Source organism: Clostridium sp. HMP27 (assembly GCF_000765165.1).
In the GTDB taxonomy this organism is placed as follows: Bacteria; Bacillota; Clostridia; order Clostridiales; family Clostridiaceae; genus Clostridium_AK.
This window is the reverse complement of record NZ_JMFY01000044.1, coordinates 1-15,510: the sequence shown is the minus strand read 5'-3', so window position 1 is coordinate 15,510 and position 15,510 is coordinate 1. Positions and strand designations below refer to the sequence as shown.

General features: G+C 31.6%; 11 protein-coding genes, 3 tRNA genes and 1 other annotated feature. All 14 genes read left to right on the top strand.

Annotated elements, in window-relative coordinates; all coding sequences use genetic code 11:
• Positions 1-39 precede the first annotated feature (39 nt).
• The 14 genes from DP68_RS17085 (at position 40) to murD (ending at position 15,080) form a co-directional block, all read left to right on the top strand.
• Positions 40-115: transfer RNA gene (locus DP68_RS17085), tRNA-Met, on the top strand.
• A 10-nt stretch (positions 116-125) separates the two neighbouring features.
• Positions 126-202: transfer RNA gene (locus DP68_RS17080), tRNA-Met, on the top strand.
• A gap of 265 nt (positions 203-467) precedes the next feature.
• Positions 468-2,852 carry a stage II sporulation protein E gene (gene spoIIE, locus DP68_RS17075; RefSeq protein ID WP_035311631.1) on the top strand — a complete coding sequence of 795 codons (2,385 nt, stop codon included), beginning with the start codon at positions 468-470 and terminating at the stop codon, positions 2,850-2,852.
• A gap of 105 nt (positions 2,853-2,957) precedes the next feature.
• Positions 2,958-4,349 (top strand): tRNA lysidine(34) synthetase TilS, encoded by a 1,392-nt coding sequence (tilS, locus tag DP68_RS17070; RefSeq protein WP_035311630.1) that lies wholly within the window; start codon positions 2,958-2,960, stop codon positions 4,347-4,349.
• Positions 4,350-4,351: 2 nt separating this feature from the next.
• Positions 4,352-4,888, top strand: a complete 537-nt coding sequence (gene hpt / locus DP68_RS17065; RefSeq protein ID WP_186431221.1) for a hypoxanthine phosphoribosyltransferase — start codon at positions 4,352-4,354, stop codon at positions 4,886-4,888.
• A 79-nt stretch (positions 4,889-4,967) separates the two neighbouring features.
• Positions 4,968-6,776: an ATP-dependent zinc metalloprotease FtsH gene (gene ftsH, locus DP68_RS17060; RefSeq protein ID WP_035311628.1), complete on the top strand. Its 1,809-nt coding sequence runs from the start codon at positions 4,968-4,970 to the stop codon at positions 6,774-6,776.
• A gap of 114 nt (positions 6,777-6,890) precedes the next feature.
• Complete coding sequence (locus tag DP68_RS17055) at positions 6,891-7,274, top strand: thioesterase family protein (protein WP_035311627.1); 384 nt, start codon at positions 6,891-6,893, stop codon at positions 7,272-7,274.
• A 141-nt stretch (positions 7,275-7,415) separates the two neighbouring features.
• Positions 7,416-8,213 (top strand): type III pantothenate kinase, encoded by a 798-nt coding sequence (locus DP68_RS17050; protein ID WP_035311626.1) that lies wholly within the window; start codon positions 7,416-7,418, stop codon positions 8,211-8,213.
• Positions 8,204-9,178, top strand: coding sequence for a tRNA dihydrouridine synthase DusB (gene dusB, locus DP68_RS17045; protein ID WP_035311625.1), 975 nt, complete (start codon positions 8,204-8,206; stop codon positions 9,176-9,178). Before DP68_RS17050 ends, dusB begins: the two co-directional genes overlap by 10 nt.
• Positions 9,179-9,331: 153 nt before the next feature.
• Positions 9,332-9,814 carry a transcription elongation factor GreA gene (gene greA, locus DP68_RS17040; protein ID WP_035311624.1) on the top strand — a complete coding sequence of 161 codons (483 nt, stop codon included), beginning with the start codon at positions 9,332-9,334 and terminating at the stop codon, positions 9,812-9,814.
• A 15-nt stretch (positions 9,815-9,829) separates the two neighbouring features.
• Positions 9,830-11,341 (top strand): lysine--tRNA ligase, encoded by a 1,512-nt coding sequence (gene lysS, locus DP68_RS17035; protein WP_035311623.1) that lies wholly within the window; start codon positions 9,830-9,832, stop codon positions 11,339-11,341.
• A gap of 211 nt (positions 11,342-11,552) precedes the next feature.
• Positions 11,553-11,627, top strand: a tRNA-Asn gene (locus DP68_RS17030).
• A gap of 64 nt (positions 11,628-11,691) precedes the next feature.
• Positions 11,692-11,859: a binding site (T-box leader), on the top strand.
• A gap of 43 nt (positions 11,860-11,902) precedes the next feature.
• On the top strand, positions 11,903-13,294 hold the full coding sequence (locus DP68_RS17025) for a glycine--tRNA ligase (RefSeq protein WP_035311622.1): 1,392 nt from the start codon (positions 11,903-11,905) through the stop codon (positions 13,292-13,294).
• A 409-nt stretch (positions 13,295-13,703) separates the two neighbouring features.
• A complete protein-coding gene (gene murD, locus DP68_RS17020) occupies positions 13,704-15,080 on the top strand; it encodes a UDP-N-acetylmuramoyl-L-alanine--D-glutamate ligase (RefSeq protein ID WP_035311621.1) in 1,377 nt (458 codons plus the stop codon).
• The last annotated feature ends 430 nt before the right edge of the window (positions 15,081-15,510 follow it).

Genomic DNA, 15,510 nt, shown 5'->3' with positions numbered 1-15,510 from the left:
GCCCGTACCGGTTCGATTCCGGTCTTCGGCACCAAATATCGCGGGGTGGAGCAGTTGGCAGCTCGTCGGGCTCATAACCCGAAGGTCGTAGGTTCAAGTCCTGCCCCCGCAACCAAATTTTATATGGCGGAATAGCTCAGCTGGCTAGAGCATTCGGTTCATACCCGAAGTGTCGTAGGTTCAAGTCCTATTTCCGCTACCAAAACAACCTATAAGTTATAACTTATAGGTTGTTTTATTTTTTATAATATTTTAATACCATATTTTTACATAAAAATATTTATTTTATATATTTGTATGCGAGAAAGTGTAAAAGTATTGAAGAAAAATACACATAAGACTTTTTTTCAATAAATAAAGCAGATAAATGTCCTAAAAAAGCTAGAATTACCTATCACCTTATGACAATTAATTCCAGAAGCCTTTGGTATAATAAATTTGAGAAAAAATATAGGGTGGTGGGAATAATGCAGTATGGGGTAAATATATTTCCGTATGAAAGAATCAAAAAATCTAATAAGGATACAAATAATAGAAAGGCGTTTCATTATTCAACTTCTTTAAAGTTAGTTGTATATTTTATTGCAGCTTTTTTTATAAGTAGAGTGCTTATGGTTAATTCAATGGCACCTTTTGGAATTGCATTTTTATTATGCTTTATTTTGGAAAATAAGAGTATATTTTTATTGTCTGCGCTAGGGACGCTAGTTGGATATCTATCTATATATAATAATGTAAAGGACATAGGAGTTTACCTATGTAGTATAATTGTAATAACAATGCTAAGCTACATATCTAATAAGATAAAATCAGATAAGAAGATAATTATTGCCTTTATATTGCTATTTTTAAATGTTGCATTATACGGTAAAGTTATTCTTAACATTACTAGTTCCATTGCTCTTTTAAATGCTATAATTCAAACAGCAATTCTCTTTCCAATATATTATATTATGAAGTTTTCTATTGTATGCATAAAAGAATTAAAAACTAAACATCTTTACAATAGTGAAGAAATAATAAGTATGGCTGTAACAGCTTCACTTATTATATCAGGAACCTGGGGTATTAATATTTATGGTGTATCCTTAAGAAATATACTAGCTCTTTCTTTTATATTAGTAGTAGGTTATGTAAAAGGTAGCAGTGCAGGAGCTTCTTGTGGAATTGCGATAGGTACTATAATAGGTCTTTCAACTAATAATATGGTTGCATTTACTGGTATGTGTGGATTATGTGGACTTACTGCAGGGGTTTTTAAACAGATGGGCAAAATAGCAAGTGGAATACCTTATATGGTAGTATTTTTAATACTAAAATTATATTCTGATATAGGAATTCAGTTTCAATTTCAAGAAGCTTTAATTTCCTTAGCAGTATTTTATGTTATACCATCAAAAATTTATAATAGATTAGAATTAGAATTAGATTGGGAAAGAAAACAGGAAAACCTAAAGGAAAATTATATAAGCAAAACTAAGGAAATTTTCAACTCAAAGTTAACAGACTTCTCTGGATTGTTAATGGACATGTCTACTACTTTGGCAGGGCTTGCAGATAATGATAAACTTCAAATGAAGGTAAAGAGTAGTGCTTTAGTAGAGAATTTAGCAGATAGAGTATGCAGTAATTGTAATATGAAATCTATGTGCTGGAAAAGGGAAAGTTTCTACACCTACTCAGCATTTGTAGAGTTAATAGATAATTATCAAAATAAAAGAGAAAAAGTACCTTATGAAATAGAAAGAAAATGTATAAAAAGATCACTTCTTATAAAAAATACTGAAGAAATAGTAAAAAGTTATATCGTGAACGAAATGTGGAGAAAGAGATTGGCAGAGTGCAGGGAGTTCTTATCTAATCAAATCGGAAATATTTCAGTTGCTGTAAATGAAATAGTTGAAGAGATGGATTCAAGTACGCAATTTAACAAGTATATGGAAAATGATATAACAAGGGTTTTAAATAAAAATCACATTAAATTTAAGGATGTTTTTTGTTACAATGATAATGATGGAAGAGTGCTCGTAAATATGACTATGGATGCTTGCGGAGGAACTCAGAAATGTGTTAAAGATATTTTACCTCTAATTAACTCAATTACTGGTAAGATTATGAGCGTAAGCGATGACGGATGCAATATAAATCCTAAGGATAATACGTGTAACTTTACATTAGAAGAAACTCCTAAGTTTCATGTTGCTTCATATGTATCTAGATTGTGTAAAGACGGAGAAAAACATAATGGAGATAGTTATTTATATCAAAAGGTTAATAATGGAACTTATTTGACTATGATAAGTGATGGAATGGGTTCAGGTCCTCAAGCAGGAAAGGAAAGTTCTGCAGCAGTAGATTTGATAAATAAGTTTGTAAAACTTGGATTTAATAAACTAACGGCTATAAATACAATAAACTCACTTATGACTATTAATTTTTCCCAGGATGAAAAGTTCTCTACTGTAGATTTAAATACTATAGATTTATATACAGGTGAAGCTGAATTTATAAAGGTAGGAGCAGCAGCAACTTTAATCAAATCGGAAAATAAAATTGAAACAATGGATTGTAAGAGTCTTCCTATTGGTGTGTTAGAAAAGGTAGATACAGAAGTAATAAAAAAACAAGTTAAAAATGGTGATATGATAATAATGGTTAGTGATGGAGTGCTTGATTATGATAATGAAGAAGCGGGTAAATCGGATTGGTTAGTAGAATATTTAAGTAAGGACAATACAAATGATCCTGAGATACTTTCTAATAATATCATAAAAAGGGCAAAGGAATTAAGTAAAGGCAAAATAAAGGATGACATGACTGTTGTGGTTTCTAAGGTTTATAATTTATATTAAATTCATTAAAAACTAGAATCCTTTATTATATTGTAGGGATTCTAGTTTTTAATTTTTTATTTATGATATAATTATCCATATTAGTTTTTTAAGGAAGGGTTAAAAATGTTACAAAAGATAATAGAAACTATTAAGGAAAATGCAATGTTTAATAAAGGAGATAAAATAATCGTAGGTGTTTCTGGGGGACCAGATTCTATGTGCCTTTTACATATTTTAAATACTTTGAGGAATACATATTTTATAGAGATTGTAGCTGCTCATTTAAATCATGGACTTCGAGGAAAAGATGCCGATGAAGACGAAGAATACGTGAAGAGATTTTGCGAGAAGAATAATATTGAATTTTACTCGAAAAGAGTTAATATTGATGAACTATCTAATGCATGGGGAATATCTTCAGAAATGGCTGGAAGAGAAGCGAGATATTCTTTTTTTCAAGAACTTTTAACCAAACTAGATGCAAATAAAATAGCCATAGCTCATAATGCTAATGACCAATGTGAAACCATACTTATGAGGATAATAAGGGGAACTGGACTTGAAGGACTTGAGGGCATAAAACCTGTTAGGGATGGGATATACATAAGACCTTTAATAAAGATTACTAGAGATGAGATAGAAAATTATTGTGATAAAAACAATATTAATCCGAGAATAGATAAAACAAATCTTCAAAATATATATAGTAGAAATAAAGTTAGATTGGAATTAATTCCTTATATAAAAGAAAATTTTAATTCGCATATAATAGAGGTAGTTAACAGACTTGGAGAAAATATAAAAGTTGACAATGACTTCATAGAAAAAAAGTCTAAAGAATTTTTTGGAAAATATTGCATTATGACTCCAAATAAAGTTAAAATTAAAAGTGAAGCATTTAATGAACATAAGGCATTGCTTAGTAGAATGATTAGAAAAGCAGTTGAAGTGGTTAAAGGAAATCTTGTTAACTTTGAAAGGGTACATGTAGAGTATGTAATATCGCTGCAAAGAGGAAATACTGGAAAGGAAATTGAACTTCCTGGAGGTATAAGAGCTTTAAACAATTATGGAGAAATAATATTAAGTAAAGAAGATAAAAATGAAATAGAAAGGGACTTAGGAATTTACGAAATACATCTTAATGAAAAGAACAAAATAGGTAAGTTTAATATTGAAGCAAGTATATTAGATAAAAAGTTTCTTGAAAGAGTAAGAGAGAACTCATGGGAACAATACTTCGATTATCAAAAGGTTAATGGTAATATAAGTCTTAGATATAGAAAAGAAGGAGATAAATTTCAACCTTTAGGTATGAAAGGTACTAAAAAATTAAAGGATATATTTATGGATTTAAAAGTACCTAAATCTATAAGAGACGATATACCTATTATATGTGTTGGAGAAGAAATAGCATGGATTGTAGGTTATAGAATAAGTGATAAATTTAAAGTAGATAAAACTACAAATAAAATACTTAAAATAAAACTAGAAAGTGAGGAAGAAAAGTGGTAAATATGAGAGAAGACATTCAAGAAATACTTTATAGTGAGGAAAAGCTTAAGGGAAGGATAAGAGAATTAGGTAGAGATATCAGTGAGGATTATCAGGATAAGAATTTAATGCTTATAGGAGTATTAAAAGGTTCAGTTCCATTTATGGCTGATTTAATGAAAGAAATAACAGTACCGTGCATTATGGATTTTATGGCTGTTTCTAGCTATGGTAATTCTACAAGTACTTCAGGTGTTGTGAGAATTTTAAAGGATTTAGACTTTGAAATAGAAGGAAAAGATGTCCTGTTAATAGAAGATATAATTGATTCAGGAATTACCTTGAGATATCTGGTAGATTATCTAAAGGGAAGAGGAGCATCTAGTATAGAAATAGCTTGTCTTTTAAATAAATCTGAGAGAAGAAGAGTTGAAATAAATGCAAAGTATATGGGGTTTGAAGTTCCGGATTTCTTCTTAGTTGGGTATGGATTAGATTATGCAGAGAAATATCGTAATCTTCCTTTTATAGGAATATTAAAGGAAGAAATTTATAAATAATTACTACTAATATTATTGTAAATAAATATTTGATATGATACAATTTTACAATATAACAACAAAGAGAGGGGGGCCAGGAATGAATAAAAAGTTTTCAAGTGCAACGGCCTGGGTTATAGTTTTTATAATGGTCATCTTTGCTGCGCTATTCTTGGCGAGAACTAATGAGAGTTCAACAGCAATTAATTTTAATCAATTCCAAAAGCACTGGATCAACAATGAAATAAAAAGTTTTGAAGTTAAAGAAGATAAAATGACAGTTGTGGGTAACTTAAAAAATGGTACTCAGTATGAAACTATAGTTCCGTTTGAAAGACTTAATGAATTTGTGAGTACACATGATAAAAACGGTGAAGTGATAGAAAAATATGCACTTCCAGCTAGAACACCTATGTGGCTAAATTGGCTACCTACTGCCTTGGTAATACTTATGTTTGTAGTGTTTTGGTTCATGTTTATGCAACAATCACAAGGTGGTGGAGGCAATAGAAGCGTAATGAATTTTGGTAAGAGCCGGGCTAAGATGGCTGCACCAGATAGAAAAAAGGTTACATTTAATGATGTGGCGGGGGCAGATGAAGAAAAGGCAGAGCTTGCTGAAATAGTTGATTTCTTAAAGCAACCTAAAAGATATATAGAAATGGGAGCGCGAATACCTAAAGGAGTTCTGCTTGTAGGACCTCCTGGAACAGGAAAGACATTACTAGCTAAAGCTATTGCAGGTGAAGCTGGAGTTCCTTTCTTTAGTATTTCAGGTTCAGATTTCGTAGAAATGTTTGTAGGTGTAGGAGCTTCTAGAGTAAGAGACTTATTTGATCAAGCGAAAAAGAATTCACCTTGTATTATTTTTATAGATGAAATAGATGCTGTGGGTAGGCAAAGAGGTGCAGGTCTCGGTGGGGGACATGATGAAAGAGAGCAAACTCTTAATCAACTACTAGTAGAGATGGATGGTTTTGGAGTTAATGAAGGTATCATAATGATAGCGGCTACTAATAGACCTGATATATTAGACCCTGCATTATTAAGACCTGGAAGATTTGATAGGCAAATTGTAGTAGGTGCTCCAGATGTAAAGGGAAGAGAAGAAATATTAAAAGTACATGTAAAAAACAAACCTCTTGCAGATGAAGTAAAACTAGATGTTCTTGCAAAAAGAACTCCAGGATTTACAGGAGCAGATTTAGAAAACTTAATGAATGAAGCTGCACTTTTAGCAGTTAGACAAAATAAAAAAGAAATAGGTATGGATGAGCTAGAGGAAGCTGTTACAAGAGTAATAGCTGGACCAGAAAAGAAAAGCAGAGTAATTGATGAGGATGACAGAAGACTCACTGCATATCATGAGGCAGGTCATGCCGTGGTTATGAAACTTTTACCTCATGCAGATCCTGTTCATCAAATCAGTATAGTTCCTAGAGGAATGGCTGGTGGATATACTATGCATCTTCCTGAAAAGGATAGTTCATATATGTCAAAATCAAAGCTTTTAGATGAGATAGTAGGCTTGCTTGGTGGAAGAGTAGCTGAAAAGCTCATAATAGGGGATATAAGCACTGGAGCTAAAAACGATATAGATAGGGCAAGTACCATAGCTAGAAAGATGGTTATGGACTATGGTATGAGTGAAAAACTAGGACCTATAGCTTTTGGAAGTGGTCATGATGAGGTGTTCTTAGGAAGAGATATAGGTAAAGCTAAGAATTATAGTGAAGAAGTTGCTTTTAAGATTGACCAGGAAATAAAAGAGCTTATAGATGGTGGATATAATAAAGCTGAAACATTGCTTAGAGAAAATATAAGTAAGCTTCATGCTGTAGCTAAAGCTCTATTAGAAAGAGAAAAACTTGAAGCAAATGAATTTGAAGAAATATTCAATAATAATTAATGATTAAACAGAGGTTTATTACCTCTGTTTTTTTAAATTATTTACCAAGTATTTGGGTTTAGTGATATAATAATTTTGTTGTTATAAAATTTTATACAGAAGCGGGATGATAAAGTGGATTTTAATTTAAGGGAAGGCATAAGTGCAGTTGCTGAAATAACAGTTACAGATAGAGATACTGCAATTTTTTATGGCTCTGGGGACTTGCCTGTATTTGCTACACCAGCGATGATTGCACTAATGGAAAGTACAGCAAAGAGTTCGGTGGGGTTACATTTAAACTCTGAACTTACAACAGTGGGGATAAAGGTAGATGTGGATCATATAAGAGCTACTCCAAAAGATATGAGGGTTAAATGTGAGGCAGTGCTTGATAAAATAGAAGGAAAAAAGTTATTTTTTAAGGTTACTGCATGGGACGAAAGAAATAAAATAGGCGAAGGAATACATATAAGGTATATAGTAGATAGTATTGATTTTATGAAAAAGTTGAAGTAATTATTGTTAAAGCCGTGGAGTATCTGGACTTTATAATTTACAGATGCTCTTTTTTAACTTATAATTGTGTGTATGTAAACGTCAATAACTACACAATATACACATAATACATTATGAATTTTAAGAAAGTGGTGATTAACTTTGATTTTAGTTCTAGATGCCGGTAATACTAATATGGTATTAGGTCTTTATGATGGAAAAGAGCTAATTGCAGACTGGAGATTGTCCACCGATTCTATAAGAACAGCAGATGAATATGGAATACAAGTTATACAATTATTTGTGCAAAATAATTTAGATATTTCTGATGTGGAAGGGGTTATAATTTCCTCTGTAGTGCCTAATATCATGTATTCTGTAGAACATATGATACAGAAGTATTTTAAAATAAAACCTATAATTGTAGGGCCTGGAGTGAAGACAGGAATTAATATAAAGTACGATAATCCTAAGGAAGTGGGAGCGGATAGAATAGTAAATGCAGTAGCAGTTCATGAAAAATTTAATAGACCTGCTATAATAATAGATTTTGGTACTGCTACAACATTTTGTGCACTAACTGCATCAGGAAACTATTTAGGGGGAACCATATGTCCGGGTATAAAGATATCTTCAGAAGCATTATTTCAAAGGGCAGCAAAACTCCCTAGAGTTGAATTGGTAAAACCACCATCTGTAATATCTAAGACTACTATAACAAGTATGCAGGCTGGAATAATATATGGATACAGTGGATTAGTAGAATATATAGTTGAGAAAATGAGAAAAGAAATGACTGAAATTGGAGAGCAAAATCCATACGTAATTGCAACTGGTGGATTAGCTAAGCTAATAAGTGAAGAAACAAAATGTATAGATGAAATAGACCCATTTCTAACCCTAGAAGGATTAAGATTAATATATGAAAAAAATAAGGAGCTAATTTCTTCATGCAAATAGGAAATTTAAGTTTTGAAGATAGTGTTTTTTTAGCACCTTTGGCAGGGGTTACAGACATTGCCTTTAGGGGATTATGTAAAGATATGGGCTCGGGACTTATATATACTGAAATGATAAGTGCAAAAGCGCTTTATTATGAAAGTGAAAATACAAAGGAAATGCTTAGATTCGATGAAAAAGAACTGCCAATTGCTGTACAAATATTTGGACACGAAGCAAATATAATGGCAGATATATGTGAGGAATATTTTAATCAAAATGATGATATATGCCTTATAGATATAAATATGGGATGCCCAGCTCCTAAAATAGTGAAAAATGGAGATGGTTCAGCTCTTATGAAAGATCCCAAACTAGCAGCATCTATTATTAGGGCTATAAAAGATAAAACCAATAAGCCTGTTACTGCTAAGTTTAGAAAAGGATTTGATAAGAATAGTATAAATGCTGTGGAGTTTGCAAAGGAACTTGAGGCGGCGGGAGTAGATGCTATAACGGTTCATGGTAGAACAAAAGAGCAGATGTATGAAGGAAAAGCAGATTGGGATATAATAAGGGAAGTAAAAAGAGCGGTTTCCATTCCAGTGATAGGAAATGGAGATATATTTACTGCGGAAGACGCTTTAAGAATTAAAGAAGAAACTTGTTGTGATGGCATAATGATAGGAAGAGGTGCTTTGGGAAATCCATGGATATTTAGACAGGTTAAACAAAAAATTTGTGGAGAAAAAGTAACGTATCCTACATCTTCCGAGATAATAGATATGTGTGTTGAACATTTTAAAAGGTCAATTTACTATCATGGGGAACATAAGGCAGTAAGGGAAATGAGAAAGCATGTATCCTGGTATATAAAGGGATTAAAAAACTGTACTAACATAAAAAATATGATAAATAACGAGAAGGAATCACAAAGGGTATTGGATATATTACTTCAATATAAAGAAGAGTTGAGAATAGAATAAAGTCATTGGATAAAAGTTGACATTGATTTAATGCTGTTTTATAATTACTTAAATGATTGGATAAGTGACAGAATTACATATATTTTGCATAAATTAGGTATAATCATAATAATATATAAAAAAGCATTTAGCAAAATTAAAGGGGAGAATAAAATGAGCGATTCAAAGAAGTATATAATGACTTATGAGGGTGTTAGAAAATTAGAAGAAGAATTAGAGTATTTAAAAACTGTAAAAAGAAAAGAGATAACTGAAAAAATAAAGGTAGCTATTTCCTTTGGAGATTTAAGTGAGAACTCCGAGTATGATGAAGCTAAAAATGAACAAGCTTTTGTTGAAGGAAGAATAATGCAACTTGAAAATATGCTAAAGAATGCTAGTATTATAGATGAAAGTGAAGTACCATCAGATACTGTTAATGTAGGTACTATAGTAAAGGTTAAGGATTTTGAATTTGATGAAGAAGTAGAATATATTATAGTAGGTTCAGCAGAAGCAGATCCTCTAGAAAACAAGATTTCCAATGAGTCTCCTGTAGGTAGGGCTTTAATTGGCAAAAAGCCAGGAGATATGGTAGAGGTTGCTGTTCCTGATGGCGTAAATAAGTTCGAGGTCTTGTCAGTAAGAAGAAGTTAATGGAGGAATGAAAAAATGTCAAATGAACAAAAGAATTTAGTAAATGAGGAACAAGAGTTTAATCAGCTCATTCAAGAAAGAAGACAAAAGTTTTTTGATCTTCAAGCTGCAGGTAAGGATCCTTTTGATGTATATAAAGTAGAAAGAACTCATACATCAAATGAAGTTAAGGAAAATTATGAAGAGTTAGAGGGAAAAGAAGTCACTGTAGCAGGAAGATTGATGTCTAAGAGAGTTCATGGAAAAGCTGGATTTTCTGATATTCATGATAGATATGGTAAACTTCAATTATATATAAAGATAAATGATGTTGGTGAAGAAAAGTTAAAAGAGTATAAGACTTTTGATATAGGTGATTGGGTTTCTATAAAAGGTACTGTATTTAAAACAAAAACAGGAGAAGTATCTGTACACATATTGGATTTTCAGTTAATTGGAAAGTCTTTAAAACCGCTTCCAGAAAAGTGGCATGGTCTTAAAGATCCTGATTTAAGATATAGACAAAGATATGTAGATTTAATTATAAATCAAGATGTTAGAGATACTTTTATGAAAAGAACAGCTATTATAAGAGCTATAAGAGAGTTTTTGGATAACAGAGGATATTTAGAAGTTGAAACTCCTGTACTTTCACCTATAGCTGGAGGAGCTGCAGCAAAACCATTTAATACTCATCATAATGCCTTAAATATAGATATGTACTTAAGAATAGCTACAGAGCTTTACTTAAAGAGACTTATAGTAGGTGGATTTGAAAAGGTATATGAAATGGGTAAGAACTTTAGAAATGAAGGAATAAGTGTAAGACATAACCCAGAATTTACAATGATAGAGTTATATGAAGCGTTTGCAGATTATAATGATATGATGGAAATTACTGAAAATATGATGGCTTATGTATGTGAAAAGGTTCTTGGCACTACAAAGGTAATGTATGAAGAAACAGAAATAGATTTTACTCCACCATGGAGAAGAGTTACTATGGTAGATGCAGTAAAGGAATATGCTGGCATTGATTATAATGCTATTAAAGATGATGAAGAAGCAAGAGCTATTGCAAAAGAAAAGCACCTAGAGTTTAAGAAGAATCTTAGTGAGTGCACTAAGGGAGATGTTCTTATAGCGTTATTTGAAGAGTTTTGTGAAACTAAGCTAATACAGCCTACTTTTGTATTAGATTATCCAGTGGAAAACTCTCCTCTTACTAAGAAAAAGAGAGGAAATGAAGCATTTACTGAAAGATTTGAAGGATTTATATATGGAAGAGAAGTATGTAATGCATATTCAGAGTTAAATGATCCTATAGTTCAAAAGGAAAGATTTGTTCAACAGCTTAAGGAAAGAGAACTAGGAGATGATGAAGCTTACATGATGGATGATGACTTTATAAATTCTCTAGAAATAGGTATGCCTCCAACTGGTGGGCTTGGAATAGGTATAGATAGAATGACTATGTTCTTAACAAATTCTGCATCTATAAGGGATGTTATACTATTTCCAACTATGAAACCAATGAACAATCAGTAGTAAAAATTATAAAGTGGTTTTTATTAATGATAAATAATATATGATAGGCAAAAATTAATATAGAAAGTTTATTTAATAGGCTTTTTATATTAATTTTGTTATCATATGTTTCTTGTTTAAATTATTTCATGATTTCCCATAATTTTATGAAAAATTTTATAAAAGTGGTTGAAATTAATAAAAAATATGTTATAATAATATCAAATGATATTCCGCGATAGCTCAACGGTGGAGCACTCGGCTGTTAACCGATAGGCTGAAGGTTCGAATCCTTTTCGCGGAGCCATTTTTATTTTTTGGGAAATGCATTGACAAATTATATGCATCTGATAAAATATATAGTAATTTAATAATGCACAATGAAAAAGATGAGTAGTAATAGAGTTTTTAAAGAGAGACTATGGCTGGTGTGAATAGTTAAGGTTTTATTATGAATGGAGCTTTGGAGTGTAAGGATTAGAAAAGCAGGGCTGTGCCAAAAAGGGTGGAACCGCGGAAGAGAAACTTTCGTCCCTTTATGGTAGAGTCTTTTTTATATTTTAAATTAAAGGAGGAATATATATGGCTATTGAAAAAACCATGGATAAGGTTGTAGCATTATGTAAAAATAGGGGATTTGTTTTTCCAGGCTCAGATATTTATGGAGGTCTTGCGAATTCTTGGGATTATGGTCCTTTGGGAGTGGAATTTAAAAATAATGTAAAAAAGGCTTGGTGGAGAAAGTTTGTTCAAGAAAGCCCGTATAATGTAGGATTAGATGCAGCTATATTAATGAATAGAGAAGTATGGGTAGCTTCAGGTCATGTTGGTGGATTTTCTGATCCGTTAATGGATTGTAAAGAATGTAAAGCAAGATTTAGAGCGGATAAGATAATAGAAGACCATATGACAGAGCAAGGCGCGGAAGTAGCCAGTGCAGATGGATGGACTAATGAAGAGTTAAAAGAATATATAGATAAGCATAATATAGTATGTCCTAAGTGTGGTGAAAAGAACTTTACAGATATAAGAAAGTTTAATCTTATGTTTAAGACATTTCAAGGAGTAACTGATGATGCTAAATCAGAAATATATCTAAGACCAGAAACGGCTCAAGGTATATTTGTAAACTTTAAAAGTGTGCTTAGAACTTCCAGAAAGAAGGTGCCTTTTGGAATTGCCCAAATAGGTAAGTCCTTTAGAAATGAAATTACTCCAGGTAATTTTACATTTAGAACTCGTGAATTTGAGCAGATGGAATTAGAATTCTTCTGCGAGCCAGGAACGGACTTGGAATGGTTTAAATATTGGAAGGATTATTGCTGGAATTTCCTATTAAACTTAGGTATGAATAAGGAAAACTTAAGAATGAGAGATCATTCTGCTGAAGAGCTTTCATTCTATAGCAATGCAACTTCTGACATAGAGTACTTATTCCCATTTGGCTGGGGAGAGTTATGGGGAGTTGCTGATAGAACTGACTATGATTTGAAACAGCACATGAAGCATTCGGGAGAAGATTTAACTTATTTAGATCCAACCACTAATGAAAAATATGTTCCTTATTGCATAGAACCTTCTTTAGGTGCAGATAGAGTTGCACTAGCATTTCTTGTAGATGCTTATGATGAAGAAGAACTAGAAGGCGGAGATAAGAGAACAGTACTACATTTACATCCGGCACTAGCTCCTTTTAAAGCTGCAATATTACCATTAACAAAGAAATTATCCGATAAATCTACAGAGATCTATGATATGTTAAGAAAAGAGTTTAATGTAGATTATGATGAAGCAGGAAGTATAGGAAAGAGATATAGAAGAGAAGATGAAATAGGAACTCCATATTGTATAACTATAGATTATGATACTTTAGAAGATAATACTGTTACAATAAGAGATAGAGATACGATGGAACAGCATAGAATAAAAGTTGATGAGTTGATTAACTTCATTTCAGAAAAAGTTAAATTTTAATATATAATTTTAATATATAAATCAAAAAAAGCTGCGACATTTGTCGTAGCTTTTGATTTATATTGATATAATAAAAAACCATATATAAAATTAAATAAAAAAAGTGCCGGAATAACTCCGGCAATTATAGGGTTTAATCATGGGGATATGTTATATGTTCAATTAAAACTTGGGGAATTATATTAATGTTTCCTTACGGCACAATATTAGTATAGCATATATATATAATTTTGCAATACCTGATAATAAAGTCTTTAAATTAAGTATTTTCTTACAATTTCGACATGAATTGCTGATGAATTTTATATAAATTTGTATATATTTTGACATTGAATTGCTTAGGGACATATAATTATAGAAGAAGAAAAGTGATATAATTTAATATAGAAATTATGCATGGAGGTAAATAATGAATAGACAATTTGATGAGTTTAAGAAATTTATAGAAGGAAAAGAAACTGCTGTAGTAGGGATAGGTGTAAGTAATAGACCGTTAATAGATTTATTAGTAAAATTGAATGCTAAGGTAACAGCTTTTGATAAGAAAAGCGAAGCTGAGCTTGGAGAAATAGTAGAAAGTTTAAAGACAAAGGGAGTAAAATTAGTTGTTGGAAAAGATTATTTAACAAAGCTTAAAGGATATGAAGTTATATTTAAAACTCCATCTATGCGAATAGATAGCCCTGAACTATTAGATGCTAAGCGTGAGGGTGCATATATAACGTCGGAAATGGAAGAGTTTGTAAAATATTGCCCTGGAAAAATATATGGGGTTACAGGAAGTGATGGAAAGACTACTACTACAACACTAATATATAAAATGTTAAGTGAACAAGGCTATAAAACATGGGTGGGAGGAAATATAGGAACTCCTTTGTTTTCTAAGATAGAAGAAATTAGTAAAGAAGATAGAGTAGTTTTAGAATTATCAAGCTTTCAACTTATGACTATTCATGAGAATATGGAAGTAGCGCTTATAACAAATTTGTCACCTAATCATTTAGATATGCATAATGGTATGGAAGAATATATAAATGCAAAGAAAAATATATACTTAAATCAAACAAATGATAATTTATTGGTTTTAAATAGAGATAACAGCATTACTAGAGATATGGTAAATGAAGCAAAGGGTAGGGTTTTTCTTTTTAGTATAAGCGATAAAGTAGATAAAGGAGCATATTACTATAATGATAAACTCTATGTTATGGGAAAAGAAGTATGCTTTAAAAATGAAGTGAAGTTGAAGGGTATGCATAATATAGAAAATCTATTAGCCGCATTTTGTTGTGTCTATGAAGATGTATCGTTAGAAACTATGAAAAAGGTAGCTACTACATTTGCAGGTGTAGAACATAGAATGGAGTTTATAAGGGAGTTAAATGGAGTTGAATATTATAATGATTCAATAGCATCTAGCCCAACTAGAACACTAGCGGGTTTGAAAGCCTTTGGAAGACCTGTAATATTGATAGCTGGTGGATATGATAAAAAGATATCTTTTGATATTTTAGCGGAAGAAGGATATCCATATATAAAAACACTAATACTATTAGGAGTGACCAAAAATAAAATAAGGGAAGCATTTCAAAAGGTTATAGAGAAAAACAATATGCCACTTCGAATTATAATGGTAGAATCTTTTGAAGAAGCCATAAAGGTTTCAAGGGATGAAGCCAAGGAAGGAGATATTGTAACTTTGTCTCCGGCTTGTGCAAGTTTTGATATGTTCCCTAATTTTGAGGTTAGAGGAAATAAGTTTAAAGAAATAATAAACGGATTATAATTAATGAGTTCTTAAGAAAGTCAGCGAGATGCTGGCTTTTTTATATGATAACAGGTTAAATCACCTTCAACAGACTCGGATGTGTCTATACATTAAAAATAGAGAAAAGATGAGGAATTATGAGGTTTTAATGGATAATTAGGTATGGTAAACCATGGATATGACATAGCGTTGGACAAGTATGATACAATAACACATGTCGTCAAAACAAACGACAAATAAGTCGGCAAAGATTTAAAAAAAGATTTTAAAAAGCTGTTGACAAGAAGAAACAGAAATGTTATTATATAAAAGTCGCTTGGAGCGACAGGGTCTTTGAAAATTGAACAGAGAATAGAAACCAGTCAATTACTTAACGGTTAAATGTTAAGAAACGCGATGAGCGAAACAGATTAAACTTTTAAATTGAGAGTTTGATCCTGGCTCAGGA

What these genes read in the sequence shown, in the direction of transcription:
- dusB (WP_035311625.1), top strand. Translation starts at nt 8,204, where the DNA reads ATGCAAATAGGAAATTTAAGTTTTGAAGATAGTGTTTTTTTAGCACCT.
- tilS (WP_035311630.1), top strand. Translation starts at nt 2,958, where the DNA reads ATGTTACAAAAGATAATAGAAACTATTAAGGAAAATGCAATGTTTAAT.
- murD (WP_035311621.1), top strand. Translation starts at nt 13,704, where the DNA reads ATGAATAGACAATTTGATGAGTTTAAGAAATTTATAGAAGGAAAAGAA.
- DP68_RS17025 (WP_035311622.1), top strand. Translation starts at nt 11,903, where the DNA reads ATGGCTATTGAAAAAACCATGGATAAGGTTGTAGCATTATGTAAAAAT.
- spoIIE (WP_035311631.1), top strand. Translation starts at nt 468, where the DNA reads ATGCAGTATGGGGTAAATATATTTCCGTATGAAAGAATCAAAAAATCT.
- hpt (WP_186431221.1), top strand. Translation starts at nt 4,352, where the DNA reads ATGAGAGAAGACATTCAAGAAATACTTTATAGTGAGGAAAAGCTTAAG.
- ftsH (WP_035311628.1), top strand. Translation starts at nt 4,968, where the DNA reads ATGAATAAAAAGTTTTCAAGTGCAACGGCCTGGGTTATAGTTTTTATA.
- greA (WP_035311624.1), top strand. Translation starts at nt 9,332, where the DNA reads ATGAGCGATTCAAAGAAGTATATAATGACTTATGAGGGTGTTAGAAAA.
- lysS (WP_035311623.1), top strand. Translation starts at nt 9,830, where the DNA reads ATGTCAAATGAACAAAAGAATTTAGTAAATGAGGAACAAGAGTTTAAT.